This is a genomic window from Paraburkholderia sp. BR14320 (assembly GCF_040948665.1).
Classification (GTDB): Bacteria; Pseudomonadota; Gammaproteobacteria; order Burkholderiales; family Burkholderiaceae; genus Paraburkholderia; species Paraburkholderia youngii.
On sequence record NZ_JBFPKG010000003.1, the window covers coordinates 278,466 to 300,183 of the forward strand.

The 21,718-nt window shown below is 59.2% G+C and carries 18 protein-coding genes and 3 pseudogenes; 5 read left to right on the forward strand and 16 right to left on the reverse strand.

Going from position 1 to position 21,718, the window contains the following annotated elements; translation table 11 throughout:
• Positions 1-657: 657 nt before the first annotated feature.
• From AB3X89_RS05315 to AB3X89_RS05340, 6 genes and pseudogenes are all read right to left on the reverse strand, one after another.
• Positions 658-888 (reverse strand): annotated as a pseudogene (locus AB3X89_RS05315) (IS110 family transposase); the annotation flags it as partial.
• A 37-nt stretch (positions 889-925) separates the two neighbouring features.
• A pseudogene (locus AB3X89_RS05320) lies at positions 926-1,030 on the reverse strand (NAD(P)H-quinone oxidoreductase); the annotation flags it as partial.
• A gap of 6 nt (positions 1,031-1,036) precedes the next feature.
• Entirely contained in the window at positions 1,037-1,870 is an 834-nt protein-coding gene (locus AB3X89_RS05325) for a carbohydrate ABC transporter permease (protein WP_184138932.1), read from the reverse strand.
• An 11-nt stretch (positions 1,871-1,881) separates the two neighbouring features.
• Positions 1,882-2,823, reverse strand: coding sequence for a carbohydrate ABC transporter permease (locus AB3X89_RS05330; protein ID WP_368582198.1), 942 nt, complete (start codon positions 2,821-2,823; stop codon positions 1,882-1,884).
• A 160-nt stretch (positions 2,824-2,983) separates the two neighbouring features.
• Entirely contained in the window at positions 2,984-4,243 is a 1,260-nt protein-coding gene (locus AB3X89_RS05335) for an extracellular solute-binding protein (RefSeq protein ID WP_184138931.1), read from the reverse strand.
• 35 nt (positions 4,244-4,278) lie between these two features.
• On the reverse strand, positions 4,279-5,427 hold the full coding sequence (locus tag AB3X89_RS05340; protein ID WP_184138930.1) for a mandelate racemase/muconate lactonizing enzyme family protein: 1,149 nt from the start codon (positions 5,425-5,427) through the stop codon (positions 4,279-4,281).
• Between the two features lie 125 nt (positions 5,428-5,552).
• Between AB3X89_RS05340 and AB3X89_RS05345 the strand changes: the two genes are divergently transcribed.
• Both AB3X89_RS05345 and AB3X89_RS05350 read left to right on the forward strand, forming a co-directional pair.
• Positions 5,553-6,233: a GntR family transcriptional regulator gene (locus AB3X89_RS05345; RefSeq protein ID WP_184138929.1), complete on the forward strand. Its 681-nt coding sequence runs from the start codon at positions 5,553-5,555 to the stop codon at positions 6,231-6,233.
• A 556-nt stretch (positions 6,234-6,789) separates the two neighbouring features.
• The gene (locus AB3X89_RS05350) at positions 6,790-8,100 is read left to right on the forward strand and encodes an ABC transporter substrate-binding protein (RefSeq protein ID WP_368582199.1); all 1,311 of its coding nucleotides are present in this window, start codon (positions 6,790-6,792) and stop codon (positions 8,098-8,100) included.
• Here the strand turns inward: AB3X89_RS05350 and AB3X89_RS05355 are convergent.
• From AB3X89_RS05355 to AB3X89_RS05375, 5 genes are all read right to left on the reverse strand, one after another.
• Positions 8,089-10,632 (reverse strand): winged helix-turn-helix domain-containing protein, encoded by a 2,544-nt coding sequence (locus AB3X89_RS05355; RefSeq protein ID WP_368582200.1) that lies wholly within the window; start codon positions 10,630-10,632, stop codon positions 8,089-8,091. The two genes, AB3X89_RS05350 and AB3X89_RS05355, sit on opposite strands and share 12 nt — an antisense overlap.
• A 231-nt stretch (positions 10,633-10,863) precedes the next feature.
• On the reverse strand, positions 10,864-11,031 hold the full coding sequence (locus AB3X89_RS05360) for a hypothetical protein (protein ID WP_368582201.1): 168 nt from the start codon (positions 11,029-11,031) through the stop codon (positions 10,864-10,866).
• A gap of 49 nt (positions 11,032-11,080) precedes the next feature.
• Positions 11,081-11,671, reverse strand: coding sequence for a VOC family protein (locus AB3X89_RS05365; RefSeq protein ID WP_368582202.1), 591 nt, complete (start codon positions 11,669-11,671; stop codon positions 11,081-11,083).
• A 24-nt stretch (positions 11,672-11,695) separates the two neighbouring features.
• On the reverse strand, positions 11,696-12,148 hold the full coding sequence (locus AB3X89_RS05370) for a nuclear transport factor 2 family protein (protein ID WP_368582203.1): 453 nt from the start codon (positions 12,146-12,148) through the stop codon (positions 11,696-11,698).
• A 66-nt stretch (positions 12,149-12,214) separates the two neighbouring features.
• Positions 12,215-12,964, reverse strand: coding sequence for an SDR family oxidoreductase (locus tag AB3X89_RS05375; protein ID WP_152854069.1), 750 nt, complete (start codon positions 12,962-12,964; stop codon positions 12,215-12,217).
• Positions 12,965-13,178: 214 nt separating this feature from the next.
• Between AB3X89_RS05375 and AB3X89_RS05380 the strand changes: the two genes are divergently transcribed.
• Complete coding sequence (locus AB3X89_RS05380; protein ID WP_368582229.1) at positions 13,179-14,087, forward strand: LysR family transcriptional regulator; 909 nt, start codon at positions 13,179-13,181, stop codon at positions 14,085-14,087.
• 21 nt (positions 14,088-14,108) lie between these two features.
• Here AB3X89_RS05380 and AB3X89_RS05385 read toward each other — a convergent pair.
• The 4 genes and pseudogenes from AB3X89_RS05385 to AB3X89_RS05400 all read right to left on the reverse strand — a co-directional run bounded on the left by AB3X89_RS05385 (position 14,109) and on the right by AB3X89_RS05400 (position 17,032).
• Positions 14,109-15,403 (reverse strand): annotated as a pseudogene (locus AB3X89_RS05385) (YncE family protein).
• Positions 15,400-15,813 (reverse strand): DUF305 domain-containing protein, encoded by a 414-nt coding sequence (locus AB3X89_RS05390; protein ID WP_368582230.1) that lies wholly within the window; start codon positions 15,811-15,813, stop codon positions 15,400-15,402. The pseudogene AB3X89_RS05385 and the gene AB3X89_RS05390 overlap by 4 nt, the downstream one beginning before the upstream one ends.
• Before the next feature lie 202 nt (positions 15,814-16,015).
• The gene (locus AB3X89_RS05395; protein ID WP_184138923.1) at positions 16,016-16,414 is read right to left on the reverse strand and encodes a nuclear transport factor 2 family protein; all 399 of its coding nucleotides are present in this window, start codon (positions 16,412-16,414) and stop codon (positions 16,016-16,018) included.
• Between the two features lie 129 nt (positions 16,415-16,543).
• Complete coding sequence (locus AB3X89_RS05400) at positions 16,544-17,032, reverse strand: DUF3331 domain-containing protein (protein ID WP_368582231.1); 489 nt, start codon at positions 17,030-17,032, stop codon at positions 16,544-16,546.
• A 467-nt stretch (positions 17,033-17,499) separates the two neighbouring features.
• Here AB3X89_RS05400 and AB3X89_RS05405 point away from each other — a divergent pair, with 467 nt between their 5' ends.
• Complete coding sequence (locus AB3X89_RS05405; protein WP_368582204.1) at positions 17,500-18,861, forward strand: winged helix-turn-helix domain-containing protein; 1,362 nt, start codon at positions 17,500-17,502, stop codon at positions 18,859-18,861.
• Between the two features lie 1,386 nt (positions 18,862-20,247).
• Here AB3X89_RS05405 and AB3X89_RS05410 read toward each other — a convergent pair.
• Positions 20,248-20,565 carry a hypothetical protein gene (locus AB3X89_RS05410; RefSeq protein ID WP_184138920.1) on the reverse strand — a complete coding sequence of 106 codons (318 nt, stop codon included), beginning with the start codon at positions 20,563-20,565 and terminating at the stop codon, positions 20,248-20,250.
• Between the two features lie 360 nt (positions 20,566-20,925).
• Between AB3X89_RS05410 and AB3X89_RS05415 the strand changes: the two genes are divergently transcribed.
• Positions 20,926-21,681, forward strand: coding sequence for an SDR family NAD(P)-dependent oxidoreductase (locus tag AB3X89_RS05415; protein WP_152854075.1), 756 nt, complete (start codon positions 20,926-20,928; stop codon positions 21,679-21,681).
• The last annotated feature ends 37 nt before the right edge of the window (positions 21,682-21,718 follow it).

Genomic DNA, 21,718 nt, shown 5'->3' on the forward strand with positions numbered 1-21,718 from the left:
TATTAAGTAGGCGCGACGAACATTGCGGGTTGATGAGCCGGTATCGAGGACTCACATGTCCGGTCCGCGACCGACTTCCTGCATGCGTAACCGCTCTATTGTTATAGTGCTTCTTCGTGTTAAGACAATCGAATGCCCGGTGACTTGGGCAGAGCCGACGTCTGAACGTCCAAGTGTCCGGACAAGCGATTGATGCTACGTGGCCGAACACGGAAGTTCACAGCCGGCCGATGCTTGGATCGGCCCACTTGGTCGGTGAACGTCCATATCCGACCCGAGGCGGTCCGCGGAGTCCGCTCTGCATCAATGGCAAGTTTCGAGGGGCGGACATTCATCGGACGATGTCCTTATACGAGCAATCAGCCTTAAACCTGCGAATCTGGATGCAGAGAGCAGTCGGGAGAGATTTTTTGTTCAAGGTTTACGCAAGATGCCGGTCGATACTTCGTTGGATGGCGCGCTCGGGAGACATGCACTTCTCAAGCAATGAGCAAGTGATTTGGCCACCTAGACAAAGCGACAACTTCGCCTCGGGCGTGGCGCCCGCCACCAATGCACTCTGCGCACGTGGATCGAGCTGGTCCAACCTGTCTCGCCATCACATTGAAATCAACGTTAGTAACCTACCAGTGCCTCGACGCTTCAGAGACAAAACTTCTAAATGGGTCTATTGCTTACGTGATGCACTTCGTACGACGTCCCGTGAGCGAGGATCGCCCAGGCAGTTCGTGCCATTTCGTTTGCCAAGGCTACCGCCACTACATTTGCTGGGCGTCTCATCTGCATCGCCTTTTTCCAAGCGGTTGGTACCTTGGTGTGACACAGCACAGACCGCGCCCCATGTATCAACAACGTACGCAGGTACGGGTCGCCACGCCTCGATTCACCGCATGGAGCAACCGGGATCGGCTTCTGCGCCGGCCCCGACGATCGTGCCGGAAAGCTCCAGGCCGAGAATGCGCGGCGCGCCAGCGGGCGGTGGATATTGGCCGAGGCGCTGAATCACGTCCGGACGATTGATGCCGGCCGCAGCGGATCACCCCTTTACCGCACCCACGGCGATGCCGGACACGATGCGCCGCTGGAACACGACGTAAAGCACGACGATCGGCGCCGCGGCCAGCACAAGACCCGCGCACAACAGCGGAACATTCGTCGTATATTCACCGCGCAATGCGGCGATACCGACCATTAGCGTGCGCTTGTCCTGAAGCACGAGCAGCGAAATCAGTACATCGTTCCAGCAATACAGCGTGTTCAGAATGCCGAGCGTGACGAGCGCAGGCTTGCCCATCGGCAGCATCACGTACCACCACGCCTGCAGAATGCTCGCGCCATCGATCCGCGCGGCCTCGAGCAGCTCACGCGGCAAACTCGAATAAAACGCGGTCATCAGATACACGCTAAACGGAAGAAAGAAGGCCGTATAGGAAATGATCAGGCCCACGCGGGTATTCAATAGGCCCAACGCAATAATCGTCTGATAGAACGGCACGAGCACCACCTGCACCGGAATCATCAGCGACGCGAGAATGACCACGAAAATCAGCTTGCGATGCGGGAACCGCAGAAATGCGAACGTAAAGCCCGCGAGCGATGAAACGAACAGCAAGCACGCGACCGCGCCGACCGTCACGAGTATCGAGTTGATGTAGTACTCGCCAAGATTGGCCTGCACGCAAGCTTGAATGAAGTTCTCGAACGTCGGATGACCCGCGATGCCGAAACGATCAAGGATATAGTCACGCGTCGACTTGAACGCGTTGTTGAGTGCAAACGCCAGCGGATAGACGCACGACACGGCGAGCACGGCCATCGGAACGGACAGCGTCCAGAGCACTCGCCGGTCCTGCTTGACGGTAATCGCCATGCCATGAGCCCTCAGAGGTTCGCGTTACGGGTCATGATCCGGATCTGCAGCCATGCAATGCCGCCCATCAGCGCAAATAGCACGACGGAGATCGCCGCCGCATACGATGGGCGATTCATCTTGCCCTGCTCGATCCAGATCAGGAATTCCGGCAAGGTCGTCGATGTTCCGGGCCCCCCATCGGTCAACACGTAGATGAGTCCGAACATCGACGTCAGCACGCCGACCGTCGTGACGACGGCCACGAATTCGATGATCGGCCGCAGCATCGGGATGATGATGTAGATCCACGTCTGCCAGAAATTGGCGCCGTCAAGCCGCGCGGCTTCGATCATCTCATCGGGCACCGTCGACAGGCCCGCCATGAAGATCAGCACGCCCATGCCGAAGGTCGACCACATCTGCACGCCGATCAGGCTCATGAGCGCGGTCGAACCGTTGCCAAGCCAGTCGACCGCATCGATGCCAAACGTATCCAGCATCGCATTGAGGTTGCCGTCGTATCGCAGGACCACATTGAAGATCGAGCCGATGATCACGCTCGACAACACGGCCGGGAAGAAATAGACCGCACGAAACACCTTGCCGCCCGGCACCCCCTGATGAATCAGGATCGCCAGCACCATCGGCAGCATGACCCAGACTGGCAGCGTGGCCAGCAGGATCAGTGTGTTGACCATCGAATCGCGGAACGACGGATCGTGCGCGAGCGCGACGTAGTTCGACACACCGACAAAGCCGACCGCACCCGACGACGTCACGCCGAGGAACGACAGCACTGCGCCCCATCCGAGCGGAAAGATGCGGAAGACGATGACGAGCAGCAACGCGGGAAGCAACAGCACGAACGCCATGCGCTGCTCCGAACGGTCACCGCCCGGCCTGGCCACCGCAGGCGACGCCTTTGATGCGGGCGCCGCGCTGCTCGTCATAGATGCAGAAGGTTTCGACATGTCTGGGTCGTAGTTCAACGTGCCTTCGAGTGCCACACAATCGTCAAGGGCTGGCCTGATTTGCTTCACTATCGGGTGGCGTTGCCCCTCGAGTCGCACCACGTGGAGTGCTGCGATGGCTTCACCTTGCAACAATCCGGCGCGCCCAACAAGCTACCCATCACCGCTTTGCCGACGCCTGGACTTCATCCATACGCGCAGCGGCCTTGTCGACCGTCGTATCGCCATTAAGCAACAGCTGGCTCTGACGGTGCCACTCCTCCATCTCGGCCGCCGATGCGCCGAGCAGCGTCGTCGTCACGGCGGAGTCCTTGAGCCATCCGAGAATGATCTTGACGGTCGGGCCCTTGAACGAAGCGAGGTCGACACTGCTGTTCGCCGGCAGCGCGCCCGCATCGTTGGCGAAGACCTGGAGGGCCGCCGGGCTCGCCAGCTCTTGCACGAGTTGCCTGGCCAGCGCGACATTCTTCGACGCCTTGTTCACGCCGTAGCCGATACCGCCGGACACGGGCACACGCGGATTGTCGGGCGGATCGCCGGCCGCAACGGTCGGCGACGGCATCTTGTAGACACCGAGCTTTTCGGGCGTGAGGAAATTCTCGAACTGCTTCCAGTGCGCGACATCGGAAATCAGGCCGATCGTGTTGCCCGCATCGCCGCGCATGAATTGCTCGTATTCATCCATGAACTTCGTCGTCGAGTTCGCGCCCTTCGGATACCAGCCATCCTTTTGCGTATCGACCCACGCCTGGAGAATCCCCTTGACCTGCGGGCTCGACCACTTGAGCTTGCCCGCCGCGAATTGCGCCTGTTCGTCGGGTGTCATCGACGTCGCGGCCAGCGAGGAGAAGACGAATTCGGCACCGTAGCCTTCCTTGTTGCCGAGCGCAAAGCACGGGATCTTGCCGCCCTTGGCCTTGAAGGCCGCGCAAACGCGCTTGAGATCGTCCCAGTTCTTCGGCGGCTTGTTCGGATCGAGTCCGACCTGCGTGTAGAGGGCCTTGTTGTAATACACGACAAATCCCTGAAGCGTCAGCGGCAATGCATAGGTCTTCCCGCTCGCGTCCTGAAACTCCTTCACCCCGAGCATGCCTTTGTCGAGCCCGCTGAGGTCGACGAGGTCCGACATCCGTGCACGTGCCTGCGCGCCGCCGTTCATCAGGAACACGTCGGGCCCGGCGTTAGCCGACAGCGAGGTGCCGAGGATCGTGTAGTACTGCTCGATCGGCTGGCCGACGAACTTCACCGTGACGCCCGGATGCGAGGCTTCAAAGTCTTTCTTGACCTTCTTGAAATACGTCGACGTAACGGGATCGCTCGACTTCCAGTCCCAGACCGTCAGGGTCTGTGCCGCGGCGGCGGCGAAAAATGCGAGTCCGGCAAGACACACCGCGATGCGTGAGATGAATGGGCTTCGCACAGCTGTCTCCAATGGTTTTTATATGAAATCCATGGCTAGCCGGCCGTCGGTACGGCCGCCGGTTTCGAGAGCGGCGGCGGGCCAAGCTCGCTCCGGTCACGCACATCGGGCCGCCGTAGTTCGCGGCGCGCATATTCGCTGAGTTCGAGCCCGTGTCCGGGACGATCGGGTGCCATCGCAATGCCGTCGACAATGGCGATCGGCTCTTCGACGAGCGCGTCGAAGTTCTGGAACGAGTATTCAAGCCATTCGACATCGGGCAGCGCGCATGCGCAGTGCACGCCGACTTCGAGGAAGGTATTGCCCATGCTGACCGGCACACCGAGGTCGGCCGCGAGCCAGCCCACGCGCATGACATCCGTCACCTGCCCGTGCACATTGAGGATATCGACCGCGCCGGCCTCCATCAATGCACGCTTGCCACTGGCATCGAGATACTCACCGGTATTCAGCGCGGTCCACGTGGCGTTGTGCCGGATGTGCCGCAGGCCTTCGAAATCGTCGCGCAACGTCGGATCCTCGACCCAGAGCAAGGCGTGACCGGCGTCGCGGATGCGTTCGAGTTTCACGACGGCTTCCTTGGGTGACCACGCTTCGTTCGCATCGATCATGACGTGCGCGTCGGCCCGCACGGCCTTCTTGAGCAAGTCGAGGCGATGAAGGTCGCGCTCGAAGTCCGGGTGCCCGACCTTTATCTTGAACGCGGTATAGCCGAGTGCGTCGGCACGTCCAAAAAGTTCGGCGAAGTCGGTGTCGCTCAGATGAAAGTCGAGCCCGCTTGCGTACGCCTTGATCCGGTCGCGCCGCGCACCGAGCATCTGCCAAAGCGGCATGCCCGCCTGCTTCGCGGCCAGGTCCCATAGCGCGACCTGGATTGCTTCATGGAAAGGCAACGTCCACGCGCGGTGGTTGCCGCCTCGCGGACGCGCTACACGGTGCACCAGTGCGAGCGGCCGCTCTCCTTCCAGCGTGGGCCAGACTTCGAAGCGGAAAATGCGCTCGATTTCCGCTTCGGGCGGCAACGGTACGAACAATGACTGCGCAAAGCCCAGGCCGGTGAGCCCGTTCTCACCGATCAGCTCGAGCGCCACGACGTGAGCATCGTCGGCCCGGACCTGGCTATCGCCGATCACCCGATCTCGAGCAAACTGGAAACGCGTAATACGGAAGTCAACGATACGCATGATCGAGTGCTCTGATAGATCAGATGCCGTAATTGATATATCATGTTAGTCGTTGCGATCGGAGATCACAAGTGGGTAGAACGAGAAAAGATGCCCTCGCCGAGCCGGCATCCGCTAAAACGGCCGTGGAAAGTTCTCCGGCCACCGAGACTGCAAGCGGCGGCGGGCGGCTCAGCGACATTGCGTACGAGCGGATTCTCGAGGGGCTGTTCGAGCGCAAACTGCCTGCCGGCGCATTCGTTTCGCAGAACGAACTCGTCCAGCTTCTGGGTATACCCGTAGCGCCGCTGCGTGACGCATTGCGCGTGCTCGAAGCGGAAGGGGTACTGACAATTCACCCGCGCTCGGGCATTCAGTTCATCAAGCCGGGGCTCGAACTTACTCGTGCGACGTATCAGTTCCGCAGCATCATCGAGCGCGCGGCGATCCGCGTTTTCGCCGAGACCGCGGATGAAGAGTCGATTGGTTCACTCGAAAAGCGCCATCTCGCGCTGGTGACCGCGATCGAGAAGCAAGGTCTCAATGCGCAGTACCTCACCGAAGTCGAAGCGCTCGAAACCTCGCTGCATCATGCAGTCATCACGTCGCTCGGCAATCCGCTCGTCGAGAACAGTTACCGGCGCATGCACAATTACCTGAAGCTGTTGCGCCTCGAACGCAAGCTCACTGCGCCGTTAGTACTGCGCACGCTCAAGGAACACCTCGCGATTCTCGAGGCTTGCAGGCTGCGTGATCCGGATGCCGCCGAAGCCGCCGTCACGGCGCACTTCGCGGCGGCGTTGCAGCGCAATCTCGGGATGTATTGAGCGAGAAGCGCACGCGCTCGACAACGTCTCGTATCTGAGACGCATCGCAGGGGTACACGCAAATACGCCGGTGCCGATGAGTCGCCGCGATCCGGTATTGATGGACACGCCGGCCGCACGCATCGCACGTCGCGCCAGGTTGCGCAGCACGGCCAGGCCGAGTTCTCATGCGCCCAAAACCAGTATTGCATTGTCGTTCGACATGTACGCTCTCTGTTCTCAAGATAAATGACACATGGGGCTCTCTCCGGATGGACGACGCCGAAGGCAGAACGAGTTCCAACCGGTTCGCAGTGTAGGCGTGCAAACTCGCGCCAACGTCTGTCGCGAAACTACGCCGTCTGGTAATGAGGGGGCTGCCGGCGGCGAGCCCTGTGTTACAGACGTCGCAGCGATCCATTTACCCACTCGCAACGTCACCGCGACTGGGCGGCGAAGACGACCTTATATTTTCAGCTATATTCTCTTGCGCTAACAAACGGCGGTGGCCACCGCACGACGGAGCGATCGCAGGTGTTTCGGCAGCAGCTGATTTAACCTCCATCGGAGAATTTCAATGCGTTTTGAGCAGTACCGCGTTATATGGCAACAGCTTTGCGAGTGCGTAGCGATGTGGGTCGTTCTCGTCACATTGGCGGCATCTAACGGAATCGCCTCGGCAGAAACCACCACGATCACGGTCTGGGATTTTAAATCGGCGGACCCCTCGATCGCTGCATACTTCCAGCAGACGGTCAAAGATTTTGAAGCGGTACATCCGGGCGTCATCGTCAAGCATGTCGCGCAGCCCCACGACCAGTATTATTCGCTGCTGGGTGCCGCGATCGGTGCGAATCAAGGACCGGATATCGTGATGCTTCACGGAGGCACCCCGACCCGCGAGCGGGCCGGTGCGCTCGTGGCGCTGAATCCAGATCTCGGCAGGCTTCGAGACCGGCTTGTCGGATGGGAAGCGTTCTCGGCTGAGAACAATACGATCTACGCAGTTCCGCTCACGCTGCAAGGCCAGGTCGTTTACTACAACAAGGATCTTTATCGTAAGGCCGGACTCGATCCAGACAAGCCTCCGGTCAATTGGGCGGAACTCGAAGCCGACTGCACCCGGCTCATCGCGAGATTGCATGTCGCATGCTTCACGATGGGCAACAAGGATGGCTATGGCTCGATGTTCTTCTTCAATTCTATTGCGGCGAATTCATGGAGCGACGCACAGCGAGCCGCCTGGGCGGACCGAAAGCTCGCGTGGAGCGACCCTGCTGTGAGCAGCATCCTGCGTGTCTGGGTCGAGAAATCAAAAGCAGGCTGGTACACCAAAGGGGTGAACTCGACAGCGACATTCCCAGACCAATACGATCGATTCATGCGCGGAGAAGCCGCAAATGTCATCGGTCTCGTCTCGGACACCGCACACTGGAAGCAATTCGAAGCGGTCGTCGGGCCCGATAAGGTCGGAAGCTATTTGCCCGTCGCGCTCTCGGGCTCAGCGGGTGCCAATGCCCCGGGTGCGAAACTCTCGCTGCCCATTGCCGGCGGCATCGGGTGGGCGATCACGCGTTGGTCTCCGCATAAAGACCTTGCACTCGCTTACGTGAAATCGATGGTCTCGAGCACACACCTCAGGACGCTGTTCGAAACAGGCGGAGCGATGGTGTCCGATGGCCAATTCTCGCGTGATGGCATCGACAGCCCGAATGGAAAGAAAATTCTTGAATGGATTTCCTGCTGTCGCGCTCCGATGCCGCAGAACTCTATCGGGTTGTCCGAAGTTGAAGTCTTGCGTCGAGATACGCAGCGTATGCTTGCCGGATCGATGTCGGTGGAGGCCGCGACGTCGGAACTCGATCAGACTCGCACATCATCCAGGTAGGTCGCGGAGCACTGCTCGAAGCTCGTCGACATACCAAAGGTTGCCCGACAGTTCGCACTCGCCAATGACGTCGGACAGGAAATCGACTGCGCCGGAGGAACGGCCGGCAGTGTGCAACGCGCGCGCGTACTCAACGGCAACCAGCGGATAGACCGCCAGATAGTGTGTCTGCTTGAGTCGTACGATGGCTGTCTCGAAGCTACGGAGCTCGCTCGAATCGAGGCGCGAGTTCATCGCGCGCGCGACCCACATAAACGCATCACAACACTGGAGCCAAATATGGAGTGCGGCTTTTTTGCACTCACGAGCAAGCTCCTCGACCGCATCCACCAGGGCAACGGAATCTCGGGTAAATATGGCGATGGATACGCTCGCTTCAAGCAGGATATAAGCTAACGTCAATTCGTGGCCGAATGTCCTTCCATCGTCCTCGGCCTCACGCGTCATGGCAAGGGCGCCCTCTCGATCGCTCTGAAACCACAACACTCTGGCAAGCGTCGCCTTGGTGACCGCAGCCTGACCTGTTCGTATCCCGGTGATCACCCACTTCTTCGTGTCAAGTTCGTCAGAACTGAGCGCCGCTTTGAGCTCGACCGCAGCCTCGTGGTGACGTCCGAGGTAGTGCAAGGCAATGCCATACAGTCGGTGACTCAGGGTTGCCTGGAAGGTGCTTCCGCGCGTTGAAGCGACCTTGTCGAACTCCTTTACGCGGTTGAGCGCGGTATAGGCGAATCCGCCGTACTGGCTCGCGTTCCAAAGACCCCACATCGCACGTAACTGGTGGCTTAACGCGTCGTGCGCCAAGGCAACAGCAAACGTTTGTTCCCACAACGTGTACACAAGAGGGCTTGGACCTTCAATGTACACAAGCGCAGCTGCATACGCACACAGCAGATTCAGGTGAACCGTCGGCAACTGCTCTTCAAGCGAGGCATCGCGCAGCGCCTGCAGTGCCTTCGAAGACCAATACGTGCACTCGTCCAGGGCCGACAGTTCGAAGAAGTGCGATGCAGACTGCGATGCGAGTTCAATGCCGAATCGCACGTCACCGAGTGGGCTGAACGCCCACGTCATCGCGGAGCGCAGATTACCCCGGTCAGCCTCAAACTCGGGCCACGTTTGAATACCCGCCGCTTCGCGTACCGCTATGCGCACATCGGCGACAAGGCTCTTGAAAAACTCTGCGTGAGCTCGATCGGCGGCGGCCTTTTCACCGTTGGCCTCCATGCAATCGATTGCATAGGCCCGCGCGCTGTCCAGTAGTTGATATCGTTTCGCACGCGTGCGGTCCATCGAGATCAGCGATTTAGACACTAAGCTTGCGAGTGCCTCAGTCGTCTCTTGCGATGTCAGGCCAAAGCCGGTTGCGAGCGACCACGCGCCTTCCAGAGAAAACCCGTCGACGAACACTCCGACGAGCCGGAACACTAACTGCTCCTTCGCAGAGAGCAATCGGTAGCTCCAGTCAAAGACAGCCCTGAGCGTCTGATGCCTCGGCAACGCGTCGCGTGAACCGCCGGTCAGGATGGCAAACCTTCGGTTGAGGTTTGCCTTAATCGCTTCCAGCCCGAGGCTGGCTGTACGAGACGCGGCAAGTTCGATCGCGAGGGGAATTCCGTCCAGCCGTCGGCAAATATCGGCGACCATCGAAAGCGTGGCCTCGTCGTTTACCAAAGGCATCGAGAATCGCCGCGAGCGGTACGTAAACAAGCGCACCGAGTCGGCGGTCTCGAGTTGCTCGAGCGTGGCGCCCTCCGGCGGACACGCCAAAGTCGGCACCCAGTAGAGGGCCTCGCCGCTAACGGCAAGTGGCTCACGACTTGTCGCAACGACGCGGATATCGGAATTGGCTGCGGTCAAAGCAACGGCGATCGCGGCCGCTACGTCGATGAGATGCTCGCAGTTGTCTAGGACCAGCAGGCAGCGCGTCCCCTTCAGCGCGCCGACCAGTTGATCAACCGAAACCGCGGTGCCGCGAGCGGTGTCGGAAAACGCAGAAAGCAGTGCTTCCCTCGCCTGTCTCTCGGTCGAAATGGATGACAGCGAGATGAAGCGGACGACCTCGAAACGATCGCCAAGGCCTCGACAAAGTTCGACAGCGAGACTGGTCTTCCCGATTCCGCCCGCGCCTACTAGCGTCACGACTTGTCGTGAGGCCATCAGATCGACAACGTGCGTAATCGCCGTCTCTCGCCCAAACAGCGTGTCGACGTACGGCAATTCCTGGTGCGTGGCGCGTCGGGTTCTTCCAGGAGCGTGGATGGGTCGAGCGAGCAGGATATAGCCCCGTCCGGGGATCGTCTGTATCAGCGATCGCTCCGTTCCGAGCGCGCGACGCAACGACATCACGTGCACCTGCAGCGTGTTCTCTTCAACATCGCGATCTCGCCAGACCTGTTTGGCAAGATCCTGCTTGGTCACCAATGACCCTCGGTGTTCGATCAATACAGCGAGAATCGCATAGGCGCGGCGGCCCAGCGACACGCGCTCATTGTCGCGTGTGACCGTTCTTTGTTCGAGATTGACTTCCAATGGACCGACTTGCTCCACGGGCGATCGCCGTTCCGACGGGCGATGCGATGCGTCAGTATCACTACCTGGAACTACGTTCAATCGTCAATGCTCCCACGTCCACGATAACGCCGAGGTGAGGATCTCGCGCGGGAACTTCCCAACGTGCCGGACGATGTCCTCGACTTGGGGAATTATATCGTCATCAGTGCGGCTTGACGGGCTAAGCGCGGAGCGTTTGCCAGGAACATGTCAAAGGCCGTTGTCTAGCGAAATGATGAAACGCCTCGACACCAACGCACCGTTGGCGTCGATCAGAAGTTCGAGCAAGTCGTAGGCGCGATCGCTGAGTTTTACCGGTACGCCTGAACGCAAAACGACACGCGACGCACGTACGACTTCAAGATCACCAATTTTCATCAGAGTAGCGACAGTCTTTCAGCTCGATCTGTCGCCGGCAGAGGGAAATTCACTCGTTCGGATGCTTGGGATCCCAGAGCTTGATGCGCTTCGACTTCTCATACGCTTTACCCTTCGGGTAGCCGACGAGTTCCATTTCAGAGCCCCAAGGCGAGCGGAAATGCACCCATGTCTCGCCTGCAGTGTCACCGCTCTCCATCTTCATGGGTTCGCCAAAGACCGTAATGCCTCGAGATTTGAGGTAGGCCGCACCAGCTTGCACGTCGTCAGTGTAAAAGGCGATATGAGATGCACCCAGATCTTCGTTGTTCGGGATCAGTGTGCTTCCCGTCGAGTTCTTGTATTCGAACAACTCGATGTTTGAACCCGTCCCGCAACGCAACATGGCGATCGAAACGCTATCGGCTCGCGCGGCGACTTGGTGGGTGCGATCCTCGGACAACGAGCTGATCAGCTTGAACGGTCCAATGAGCGTGACAGGCTTGCATCCGAATGTCGTTGAGAGGAATGCCCCTGCCTCTGCGAGATTGGGGACATTGATGCCGACGTGGTCAACGCCGGCGGTCTTGATCGCCGGGGTTTGAGCCGACGCGGTCGCACTCAAAACGAGTGCCGAGAGCAGTGCAGCGATGGATTTCATGATGATTCGGTCAGGTGTGGAGAGTTAGTTTTTGTTGAGGAATACGCGCAGGCTGGCGAGCTTGCCGTCATGAATGGAGAAAATGTCTTCGCCCCGAACGAGATTCGGATTGTCTTTAGGACCGTAGCCCCAGGTCACGCGACCGAGTCCGTGATTCCATGAGACAGGGTCCGGTGTGAACGCAAACCCCGCGTGTTCGGTTTGAACACGCTCGATGAGTCGGTTGACGTTCGCATAGCCCGAAGCGATCTCGGCGTAGTCGGACACAAAGATGTCGGGCGTGTAGACAGTCGGAAATTTGCCCACACGCATCGCCTTATCGCGCTCGTTCCAGATCTCGAAGTGGCGGTCGATCAAATGCTGAGCGACAACGATGTCTTGAGCGTCGTTGTTCATGGGGCGTACGTCCTGTGAATGAACCGTGGGCGCGGTCAGCGATGCGATCAGCCATGCGCCCACAAAAGCAAGTTTTTTCATGGAGCTGCGGTCGAAAGGTGTCGATAACGGCCTCGATATCGGATCGGAGGCCGTCGTCCGTGTCGATCAAACTTGTGCCATGCCGCCGTCGACGAACAGCTCGATGCCGTTGATGAAACTCGACGCGTCGGAGGCAAGGAAGGCAACGGCCTTGCCGACTTCTTCGGGCTCCCCGATGCGGCCTGCAGGTACTTGCGAGGCGAGTGCGTCGAACAGTCCTTGACGAGCCTCTTCAGGCACCAGGCCACCCAGACCCGGCGTGCGGATCGGGCCGGGGCTGACGACATTGACGCGGATGCCGCGATCCTTGAGGTCCAGTGTCCACGACCGTGCGAAGTTGCGAACCGCTGCCTTGCTTGCGCTGTACACGCTGAAGTTCGGCGTTCCCTTAACCGATGTCGTCGACGAGGTCAGGATGATCGACGCGCCGTCGACAAGCAGCGGAAGTGCCTTCTGAACAGTGAACAGGACGCCGCGCACGTTGGTGCCGAAGATGCGATCGAAATGCTCCTCGGTAATCGCACCCAGCGGAAGCATGTCACCGCCACCGGCGTTGGCGAACAAGATATCGAGCTTGCCGGCTTCCTTGGCGATCTGCGCATAGACCGCGTCGAGGTCGGCCATCACCGATGCGTCGGCGCGGATACCCGTCGCCGCAGTCCCGATCGCAGCAACGGCTGCATCCAGTTCACCTTGCCGACGACCCGTGATGAAGACGCGTGCGCCCTGTGCGGCGAGTTCCTGCGCAGCGCCGAGGCCGATGCCTGTCGTGCCGCCGGTAACGAGGGCGATCTTTCCGTTCAGTGGCTTGCTCATGAAATGCTCCGTTTCGTAAATTGAGGGTTGGTTTTCTGCCCGACATCGCTTTGTCGATGTGGGTGTCGTCCAGCTCGACACTCCGCTCGCCGCCGCGTTTCGCTTCAGGCATGGCGTCAATGTACCGGGCGGACATTCTTCGATAAATGGACAATAATGAAAATACTATGCACAATTGTGCACAATCAGAGGCATTACCAGGGGGTCACTTCGAATGGATCAGTTATTGGCGATGCGTGCCTTTGCGCGTGTCGTCGAGGCGGGTAGCTTTACGCGTGCGGCAGACTCGCTCAATCTGCCAAACGCGACCATGAGCAAGCTGGTCCGGGAGCTCGAGGCACATCTGGGCGTGCGGCTGCTACAGAGGACGACGCGACGTGTCACCGTGACGCCCGAGGGACAGGACTATTACGCGAAGGCGACGCGCGTCCTTCGTGACCTGGAAGACATGGATTCGTCGTTCAACTCGGCGAAATCACACCCGCGCGGTCATTTGCGCATCGACGTCGGCGGATCGACCGCGCGAGACGTGCTGATTCCATTGCTTCCCGACTTTATGGCGCGCTATCCCGACATCCGGATCGATCTCGGTGTGTCGGATCGATCGGTCGACCTTATTGAAGACAATGTCGACTGTGTGATTCGTGGCGGTCCGCTCGATAACTCATCGTTGATCGCGCGACATATCGGCGACGCGGCGATGGTCACCTGCGCGACGCCCGAATACCTGCAGCTCTATGGCGTGCCTGCCTATCCAGACGAATTGAAGAACGGACACCGCTTGATTGCTTACGTCTCGGCGCAGAACGGCCGGGCACTTCCATTCCGCTTCGCGCGGAACAACGAGAAAAGTGAGATCAAGGTTGACCATCGGATTGGCATCAACGAAAGCAACGCGCACCTTGCCGCTGCTGTTACAGGCATGGGCATCATTCAGACTTTTTCGTATTCAGCCAGAGCCGCGCTCGACGAAGGCACACTCGTGGAAATCCTGCGCAAGTGGCGCCCCCCACCGTACCCGTTTCATGTCGTGTATCCGCAGAATCGACACGTGACGCATCGACTCCGCGTGTTCATCGATTGGTTGCTGGAATGCTTTCCCGCACGTGTGAAGGGCAATTAGGGGGCGGTCCGTATTGCCCGACTACATCCGCTGCAACTGGACAGGAGAGCCGGGCTTGCCGTCGGTGACAGGCGCGATGACCAGATAGCGACGGTGCTCCGGCGCGCTCGTGCCTTGCGCCACGAGTTCGCGGATTTGCCCAATGGCATTGACGACTGCAGCGCCCGCGGGATTGGTCATGAAGTTCGAAAGAGGTTCGAGGGGACCGGATGCGTCTGCCTTGTCGGCCAGCGCCAAGACATAGGGGCGCTTCGGCTCGAGCCCTGACACGGCAGCCTGGAGAACTTGCAGCAGGCCTTGATCAAACAGTGAAACGCTCGTCGGGGGCGTGCCCGCTTGTGCCGCGCCGATGGCCGAGAGATAGACGTTGGCCACCTGCCCCGCTACCCCCAAACGACTGAAGGTTTTGCGTGCCGTCTCCTTCGGGAACCGAATTTGGAACATAGGCCACGGATTGAGGTGCCTGCCCGATTGGAATGGTCGCGACAACCGTATTGGTGCGAGTATCGATGGCAGCCAGCGCGTCGGCGTTCTCAAGCCCGACGTAGACTCGCGTACCGTCTCCTGACGGCCAGACTCCGTGCGGAAGATTGCCCACGGGGATATCAGCAACTTGCTCGAAGTCATCGGTGCGGAAAACCTTGACGCGATTCAGGGCCCCGACAGTGACGTACGCGAGCATGCCATGCTCGTTGTGGACGATGTTGACGTTGTTCGTGATCGGTCCCGTTTCCAGCGTCTTCAGCAACGCGAAGGGCGGCTGTGCGCTAAATGCCTGCGTCCTGCCACTATCCTTGAGCGTGATCCAGACCTGCTTGTTGTCCGGGGATACCGCGATGTTGGGGCAGAAAGGACTCGACTGTTGAAGACGACCCACGATCTGATGTGATTTGACCTCGACCACATCGACTTCGGGGTTAAACGAGGAACACACAAAGCCATATTTTCTCGTGCTTGACCGTATTGGTTTCGGTGTCGATAAAGCTGACCGAATTCGAGCCGATCGATACCACCGCGAGCGTGCGGTGATCTGGCGAAAAGCCCATCCCGTGCACCAGATCCTGTCCGCGATACAGCGGGCTGAAATTCGTCGGTGCCGGCTGGCCCAATCGGACCACGCCCAGTAGCTTATTGTCTGTCGGATCGGTCACCGACACGGTGTTCGAGAACTGTTCGACCGCGTAGACGCGATCGTGGTGGCTGACCGGAATGTCCGGGTCAGACAGGGAGCCTGGAGCCTGGCCGGTGTAGCAAACGTGCGCCGATGCGAGCAGTGCGGCGCAGATTATCGATGGGAGCGTGAGAAGCGGTTTCATTGCGCGTCCTTCGACATGTTCATATTCGTGTGGTCATGGGCCCGAGTCGTCCGAGTGGCAGAGGACGGCCCTGGCATCAGTTGATCAGGCGCAGGCTCCGGAGCGGGCAAGGGCTGGCCCAGAGCGAGCCGCATGGCGACGATCTCCTGTTGTTGCGCGACGATGATTTCCTGAGCGATGCGGCGAAGCCGCTCATCGTGCCCATGGCGCAATTCGGCTTGTGCCATGTCAATCGCGCCTTGATGGTGAGGCACCATCATTGCGACGAAGTCCTGATCGACGTCACCCGTCGGGTGAACGGGCATGCCATTCATCATAGCCGTCATAGCCCGATCGTTTTCAGACAGAAAGGGGGCTTCTTGTTCGCTTGAAGCGACAGCTCCGGCAGCCTGCGCGGAAGGACTTGAGATGCAGACAACAAGAACGAAACCGAGCGCAAGGGTCACTCGGTGGAACCGGGGACATACTGAGAACATCGAGTCGCCTGTGTGGGTGCAGTCGCGGGAGGCAGCTCGCAGCGCGGCCGAAGCGTGAGTTCGAGCGCGCAAGCGGGCGATTGCGGGATTGCGGGATTGCGGGATTGACATGGGCGCAAGCAGGCCCGTGCGATGGTCAGACGTCTTTGCTGAACGCACGTTGAGCAGCGACGGTGTCGAGCGACTCGCGCAGCAGTTTGATTTTTCCGTTTTCGGCGACGAGGCGTCCGGCGTACATCTGCCGATACGTCTTGCCAGTGGTCACGACGCGCGCCTCCACCTCATACTCGCCAAACGCCTGGTCCGGCGTATCGATCAGGATGTTCGCGTTCTTGAAGGCGAAGTCCGGCACCGCCGCGAGTAGCGACGCGATGAATGTTTCGATGGCAGCTGGACCCTGTGCACCGGTTTTAGGGTTGATGCTCGCGAGATACGGAAGCTCGAGCACGCCATCGTCGGCGAAGAGCGCGGCGGCCGCTTTGGGGTCGCGGATGGAGTCAAGATAGGTGGTGAGAAGCTCTGACGCTGATTTCATTGGAACCTCGGTAGGTGGTGAGAAGAAAAAACGTGCGATGACAGCAGGCAGGCGTGATGGCTTCGACTCGCGTTCGATCGTCCCGATCGGCCGGTGAGGGATCTGTGCCGATCCGGCGTCCGTTCGACCTCAGATTCGAGGCCGGCGCGAACGCCGCTTCGGACGTTCGTGAATGAGGTCATCGCCATGACTGACGGCGCCGGCCAGCGCGCTCGCCAGAATCATGGCCTGGGCATTGAGCGGAGGAGGCGTGATCGGGATGGGCCGATAGATGGCCTCTCCGACGCCCACTGACTCGCCAGTCAGCGCGCACTCCCCTTGACGTCGGGCGACGCCCAGGCGCCAAATCTGATCGTTGTAGTGGCACATCGTCGCATCGCGCCACGAAATCGCCACGGTGTGATCGCTCAGGCGATCGAGCACATTGACGATGCGTGCCGCGCATGTTCCGTCGTCAATCCGGGCCCCGCACACGCCCCCCGGTGCGCGGAAATCAACACGAATGCGGCGTTCGGCGCAGGTCGCCGAAAGGAGTGTCGTCGCGGCAGTCACGGATTTCGCCAGCAACAGATTGCGGACAATGCCCAGCCAAGGATCGTTGCCTCTGGTATCGCGCATCACGCGGATTCCTGGTCGTGTCTTGCAGGTCAGATTGAATTGCGCCTGGCGCCGCGTTCGGGACGTCGCAATGAGCAGAACGCGAGCCGGCTTCGAAAAGGGTCATCTGCATTGACGACGAGGCGGTCGCCGCCTCGTCCATCACTGCAGTCTCCAGATGCTCGAGTCTCGCGCCCATATATTGGGTCGTTATCGTCCGCGGAACCTGACGAAGGAGACTTCGGCGATGTGAATTGTTCTCGGGATCCGGTCCATCAGTCCTTGATGAACTATTAAAGAATCTGAAATCTGTCTTTGAACAGGCTGCGGCCCCGACGAATCGTTTTTTTGGCCGGTACAATTCGTCAGTTGACCGGGTCGATTCCTCGCGGTTGGGATCGGGGCGGGTGCACAGCGTGTTGCGGGTCGCGGTCCTGAGGCACGACGAACGCCGTTTCCCGTGAAGGAAAGGGTCCAGCGAGGGTGAGATGAAATTCGGCGAAATCGAGGTGCTGCGCGAGTCCCGCGAGGTCTTACGCTCGGGCTCACCCGTTAAAATCAGTAGTCGCGCCTTTGATTTGCTCGAGATGCTGATCGACGCCCACGGCGCTCTTGTTTCGAACGAAGCCATCATGGCCAAGGTCTGGCCGACGACGATCGTCGAAGAAAACAACATTCAGGTTCAGATCTGTGCGCTCCGAAAGTTGTTCGGTCGCCACAAGGGGCTCATCAAGAATGTGTTTGGCCGTGGCTATCGCCTGGAGCGGCCGGGCGACGCGTCGGCAGTTATTGCGCCCGTGAACCCTTTAGTGAGCACCGCTTCGATTGATTTGGCGATGTACAAGCCGCCACTCTATCTTGACGAGTTCTTCGGACGCGAAGCGCTCCTGGGTCAGTTGATCATTCGAGTGCAGGAGCGCCGACCGTTACTCACTGTTGTTGGTCCGGCGGGATGCGGAAAGTCACGGCTGGCGCTGGAAGCCGCAAGACGACTGGAGCAACATGGCGCGGTTCGCACCCTCTATCTGTCGATGGCAAGCGGTGCCGCCGCTACCGATGCCTTCGGTCACATTGAACAATTGTTGATTCAGACGGCCGGGTCGACCGATGGTCCATCACCGGGGCAGCACACGCTCGTTCTTGTCGACAATTGCGACCTCGTCGCAGAGCGCGTCGCGGAGTTCGTCAGTGCCATGCACGCTGCCGGGCGAGCGCTTTCTGTGATCGCAACCTCGCGAGCGCCATTGAGACTTTCCATGGAGGACGTTGTCTACGTGGAACCGTTTCGAGTCGATTGTGACGAGCGCGACCTCAGTACCGCCATCGACATGTTTGTGGCGCGAGCGTCTGATGTGCGCGCATCCACCTTTACCGACGACGGCTTGATTCCCTATCTCAGGGAGATGGTGCAAGAGGTAGACGGTCTGCCGCTAGGAATCGAGTTTGTCGCGCGTCAAACTGCGTTGCTGGGTGTTGATTCTGTACGGGCGCTATTCGAGCGCGATATCGAGTTACCCAAGCGAGTCATCAGGCACATGGGAGATGCCCGACACGAGTCGCTGACCTCAGCGCTATCGTGGACCTGGAACCATCTGCCGAGTGACCAACAGAAGATCCTTAGTCATTTCGCCAGCAGTCGGCAACATGCATCGCTAAAGGACCTGAGCACCATCGCTCGCACGGTTGGACTTTCTGAAGAGGCCTCCTTCGAGGCACTGAGTGGCGTGATTGATAGCGCGTTCGTTTTTCGAAACTTCGAAGGCTCGCGCGCCGCTTACCGAATGCCCAACACGGTTCGCCGCTTTTTGCGCGCCCTCGATTCGAGCGACAACACGCACGCCGCGCAGTAACTCAGCAGTCAGTGAAGTTCCAGTATGTCCTTGAAAGCCCAGTCGATAGAGAGCCAGAAGTTGATTTCAACGAGCGATCACGTGGAATCGTTTCGCTTGTCCGTAAATCGATCCGCCGTGGAGACGGCTGGGCCGCTGGAAATGAATCTCGAACGACGTACGGTGACGCGGAATGATGTTCGAGTGCCACTGGGAAATCGCGCGTACGCGGTTCTCAATGTGCTGATCGCGCCCAGAGGATCTCTGGTCCCCAAGAACGCGATTTAACGGCGGACAATTGCGATATGCGCGTCATCGCGACAGGTCGTGAACCGCTTGAGATCAGCGGTGATACGAGCTTGATTCGGCAGATTGTGCTGCGCGCTTCTTGCGGCAAAACCAGATCAGTGAAGAAATCCACAGCACCGTATGGAACGCGATCGCCATCCACACGACCCTTGGGCTCCCGGAACGTATGGAAGCCACTTCGCGGCTGCTTGCCCACGCCTTACGGATGGACCTTTTCGGAGATGGGATTGGTGTTCTGACGAGGTCAGAAAGGACAGAAATAGTGGATGCATTTCCGCGCGGCGAAAGCTTTGCGCGTGACTATCTCGAAGCTGTCGGACGTAGCATGCTTCATCGACCCTAACCCGTACACAGTACGGCAGGCGCGGACATTCTCGAGCGGTTAGACGAACGCTTTCGGCGATCGAATCACTGCGGCCGCATACTTGGCGCGCGTTGGGATAGAGACGTGGGTTAGCGACGGAGAACGTGCAGGGGGTGGATTCCCGCAGCTTCTCTCACTGCAACCTGCGCATCGGCGACAAGGCTCCTTAAGAACTCTGCATGCAGTCGGTCGGCAACTGTGCGTTCCCCATTCGCCTCCATGCAATCGAGTGCATAGGCGCGTGTGCTATCCGACAGGCGATATCGCCTCGCGCAGGTTCGATCGATCGAAACCAGGGACTTTGACACGAGGCTTGCAAGCGAGTCGTCTCCTGAGAGGTCAAGCCGAAGCCTGTCGCAATCGACCATGCGCCCTCCAGTGAGAATCCGTCTACAAATACCCCCATCACGCGGAAGAGCAACTGCTCGTTTGTCGAAAGCAGTCGGTAACTCCAGTCAAAGACGGCCTTGAGCGCCTGATGTCTCGGCAGTGCGTCGCGAGATCCGCCAGTGAGGATCGAAAACCTTCTGTCGACGTTGGACTTGATGGCCTCCAGCCCCAGGCTGGCCGTTCGCGATGCTGCGAGTTCGATCGCCAGAGGCATTCCATCGAGCCGCCGGCATATGTCCGCGACCGTCGATCGCGTCGCTTCGTGGTTGGCCAAGGGCATTGAAAAACGCTGCGAGCGATAGGCGACCAGGCGGACCGAATCCGATGTCTCAACTTGCTCGCGGCTAGCGCCCTCTGGCGGACACGCTAACGTTGGAACCCAATAGAGCATCTCGCTGCTGTGACGATGCATATTCCGCGGACAGCCCCATGCAGGAAAAGTGTGCCGCTACTGACAACGTGTCCGCGGCGACAGAAATGGATTCCTGGCGTGCCAGAAGCGAGCCGAACAGAAAGATGCGCCATGTGTGGTGATAGAGCACCTCGGGCAGACATGTGCGAGCCATCATCGCTGCATCAGCGGCGAGACGGGTTGTCGGGATCTGTATTCCGGCGATCGTCCGATTCACGCCGGTTCGATGCCGAAGGTGTTGTTGGTCCATCGGTCTGGTCCTTTTCGTACCTGAGCCTTGCAGGGGGCGTCTCCAGCGTGTCCGTCTTGCCGGTCTCTTAATGGGTGCGCGTGACGCGCATCGTCGAATGGAACGAAGGCGCGCCTACGGCGCCAATTTTCTTGCCAGCGTCTCGAGGCGACACATTACGCCGATTGGCGATCGCTTTCCCCCTCTAGATTCTTAAATTCTATGAATCCGTCTGAGCCAAGGTCCTGATCGAATCGCTCGCGCAGGAGGCCTTTTAAGACTTAGGCCCGCGATAGCAGAAGATTTAATAAGTCGAATATATATTCGCGCGCCAGAAATGATTACCGTCTCGCCTATCGATTTTTTCTAAGGGAGTTAAGGATGAGCAATCGATTGGCGGGAAAAGTGGCACTCGTGACGGGCGGAACGAGCGGCATCGGTTTGGCCACGGCAAAGGAACTCGCTCTCGAGGGAGCAACGGTATACATCACGGGGCGCCGCCTGGCAGAGTTGGACGCTGCCTGCGCCAACATCGGACATGGAGTTCGCGGGATCAAGGGTGACGTCACATCGAACAGTGACCTCGACGCGTTGATCGAGACCCTTCGATCCGCAGAAGGTCGGATCGACGTCCTCTTCGCCAATGCCGGCGGCGGAACGATGGCGCCACTCGGACAGATCACGGAGGAGCATTTCGACGACACTTTCAATCGCAACGTGCGCGCGCTGGTGTTCACTGTTCAAAAGTCGTTGCCGCTGATGAGCGCAGGGGCTTCCATCATTTTGACAGGCTCCACTGCGGGCTCGTCCGGCACGCAAGCGTTCAGCATTTATAGCGCATCGAAAGCTGCGGTACGCAACCTCGCGCGCAGTTGGGTACTTGATCTGAAAGAACGTGGAATTCGCGTGAACGTCGTGAGCCCCGGTGCGACGAAGACCATCGGACTGGCCGAACTGGCTGGCGACTCAAAGGAAGCCCAGGAAGGCTTGCTGACTTACCTCGCCTCGCTGATTCCGATGGGTCGCCTTGCGGATCCGTCGGAGATCGGCAAGGTGGTGGTCTTTCTCGCATCCGATGATTCGAGTTTCGTCAACGGTGCCGAGATCTTTGCCGACGGTGGTCAGGCGCAGGTGTGAGCTGAGCATTGGCAATGACATAAAGCGCGAGTCTTTG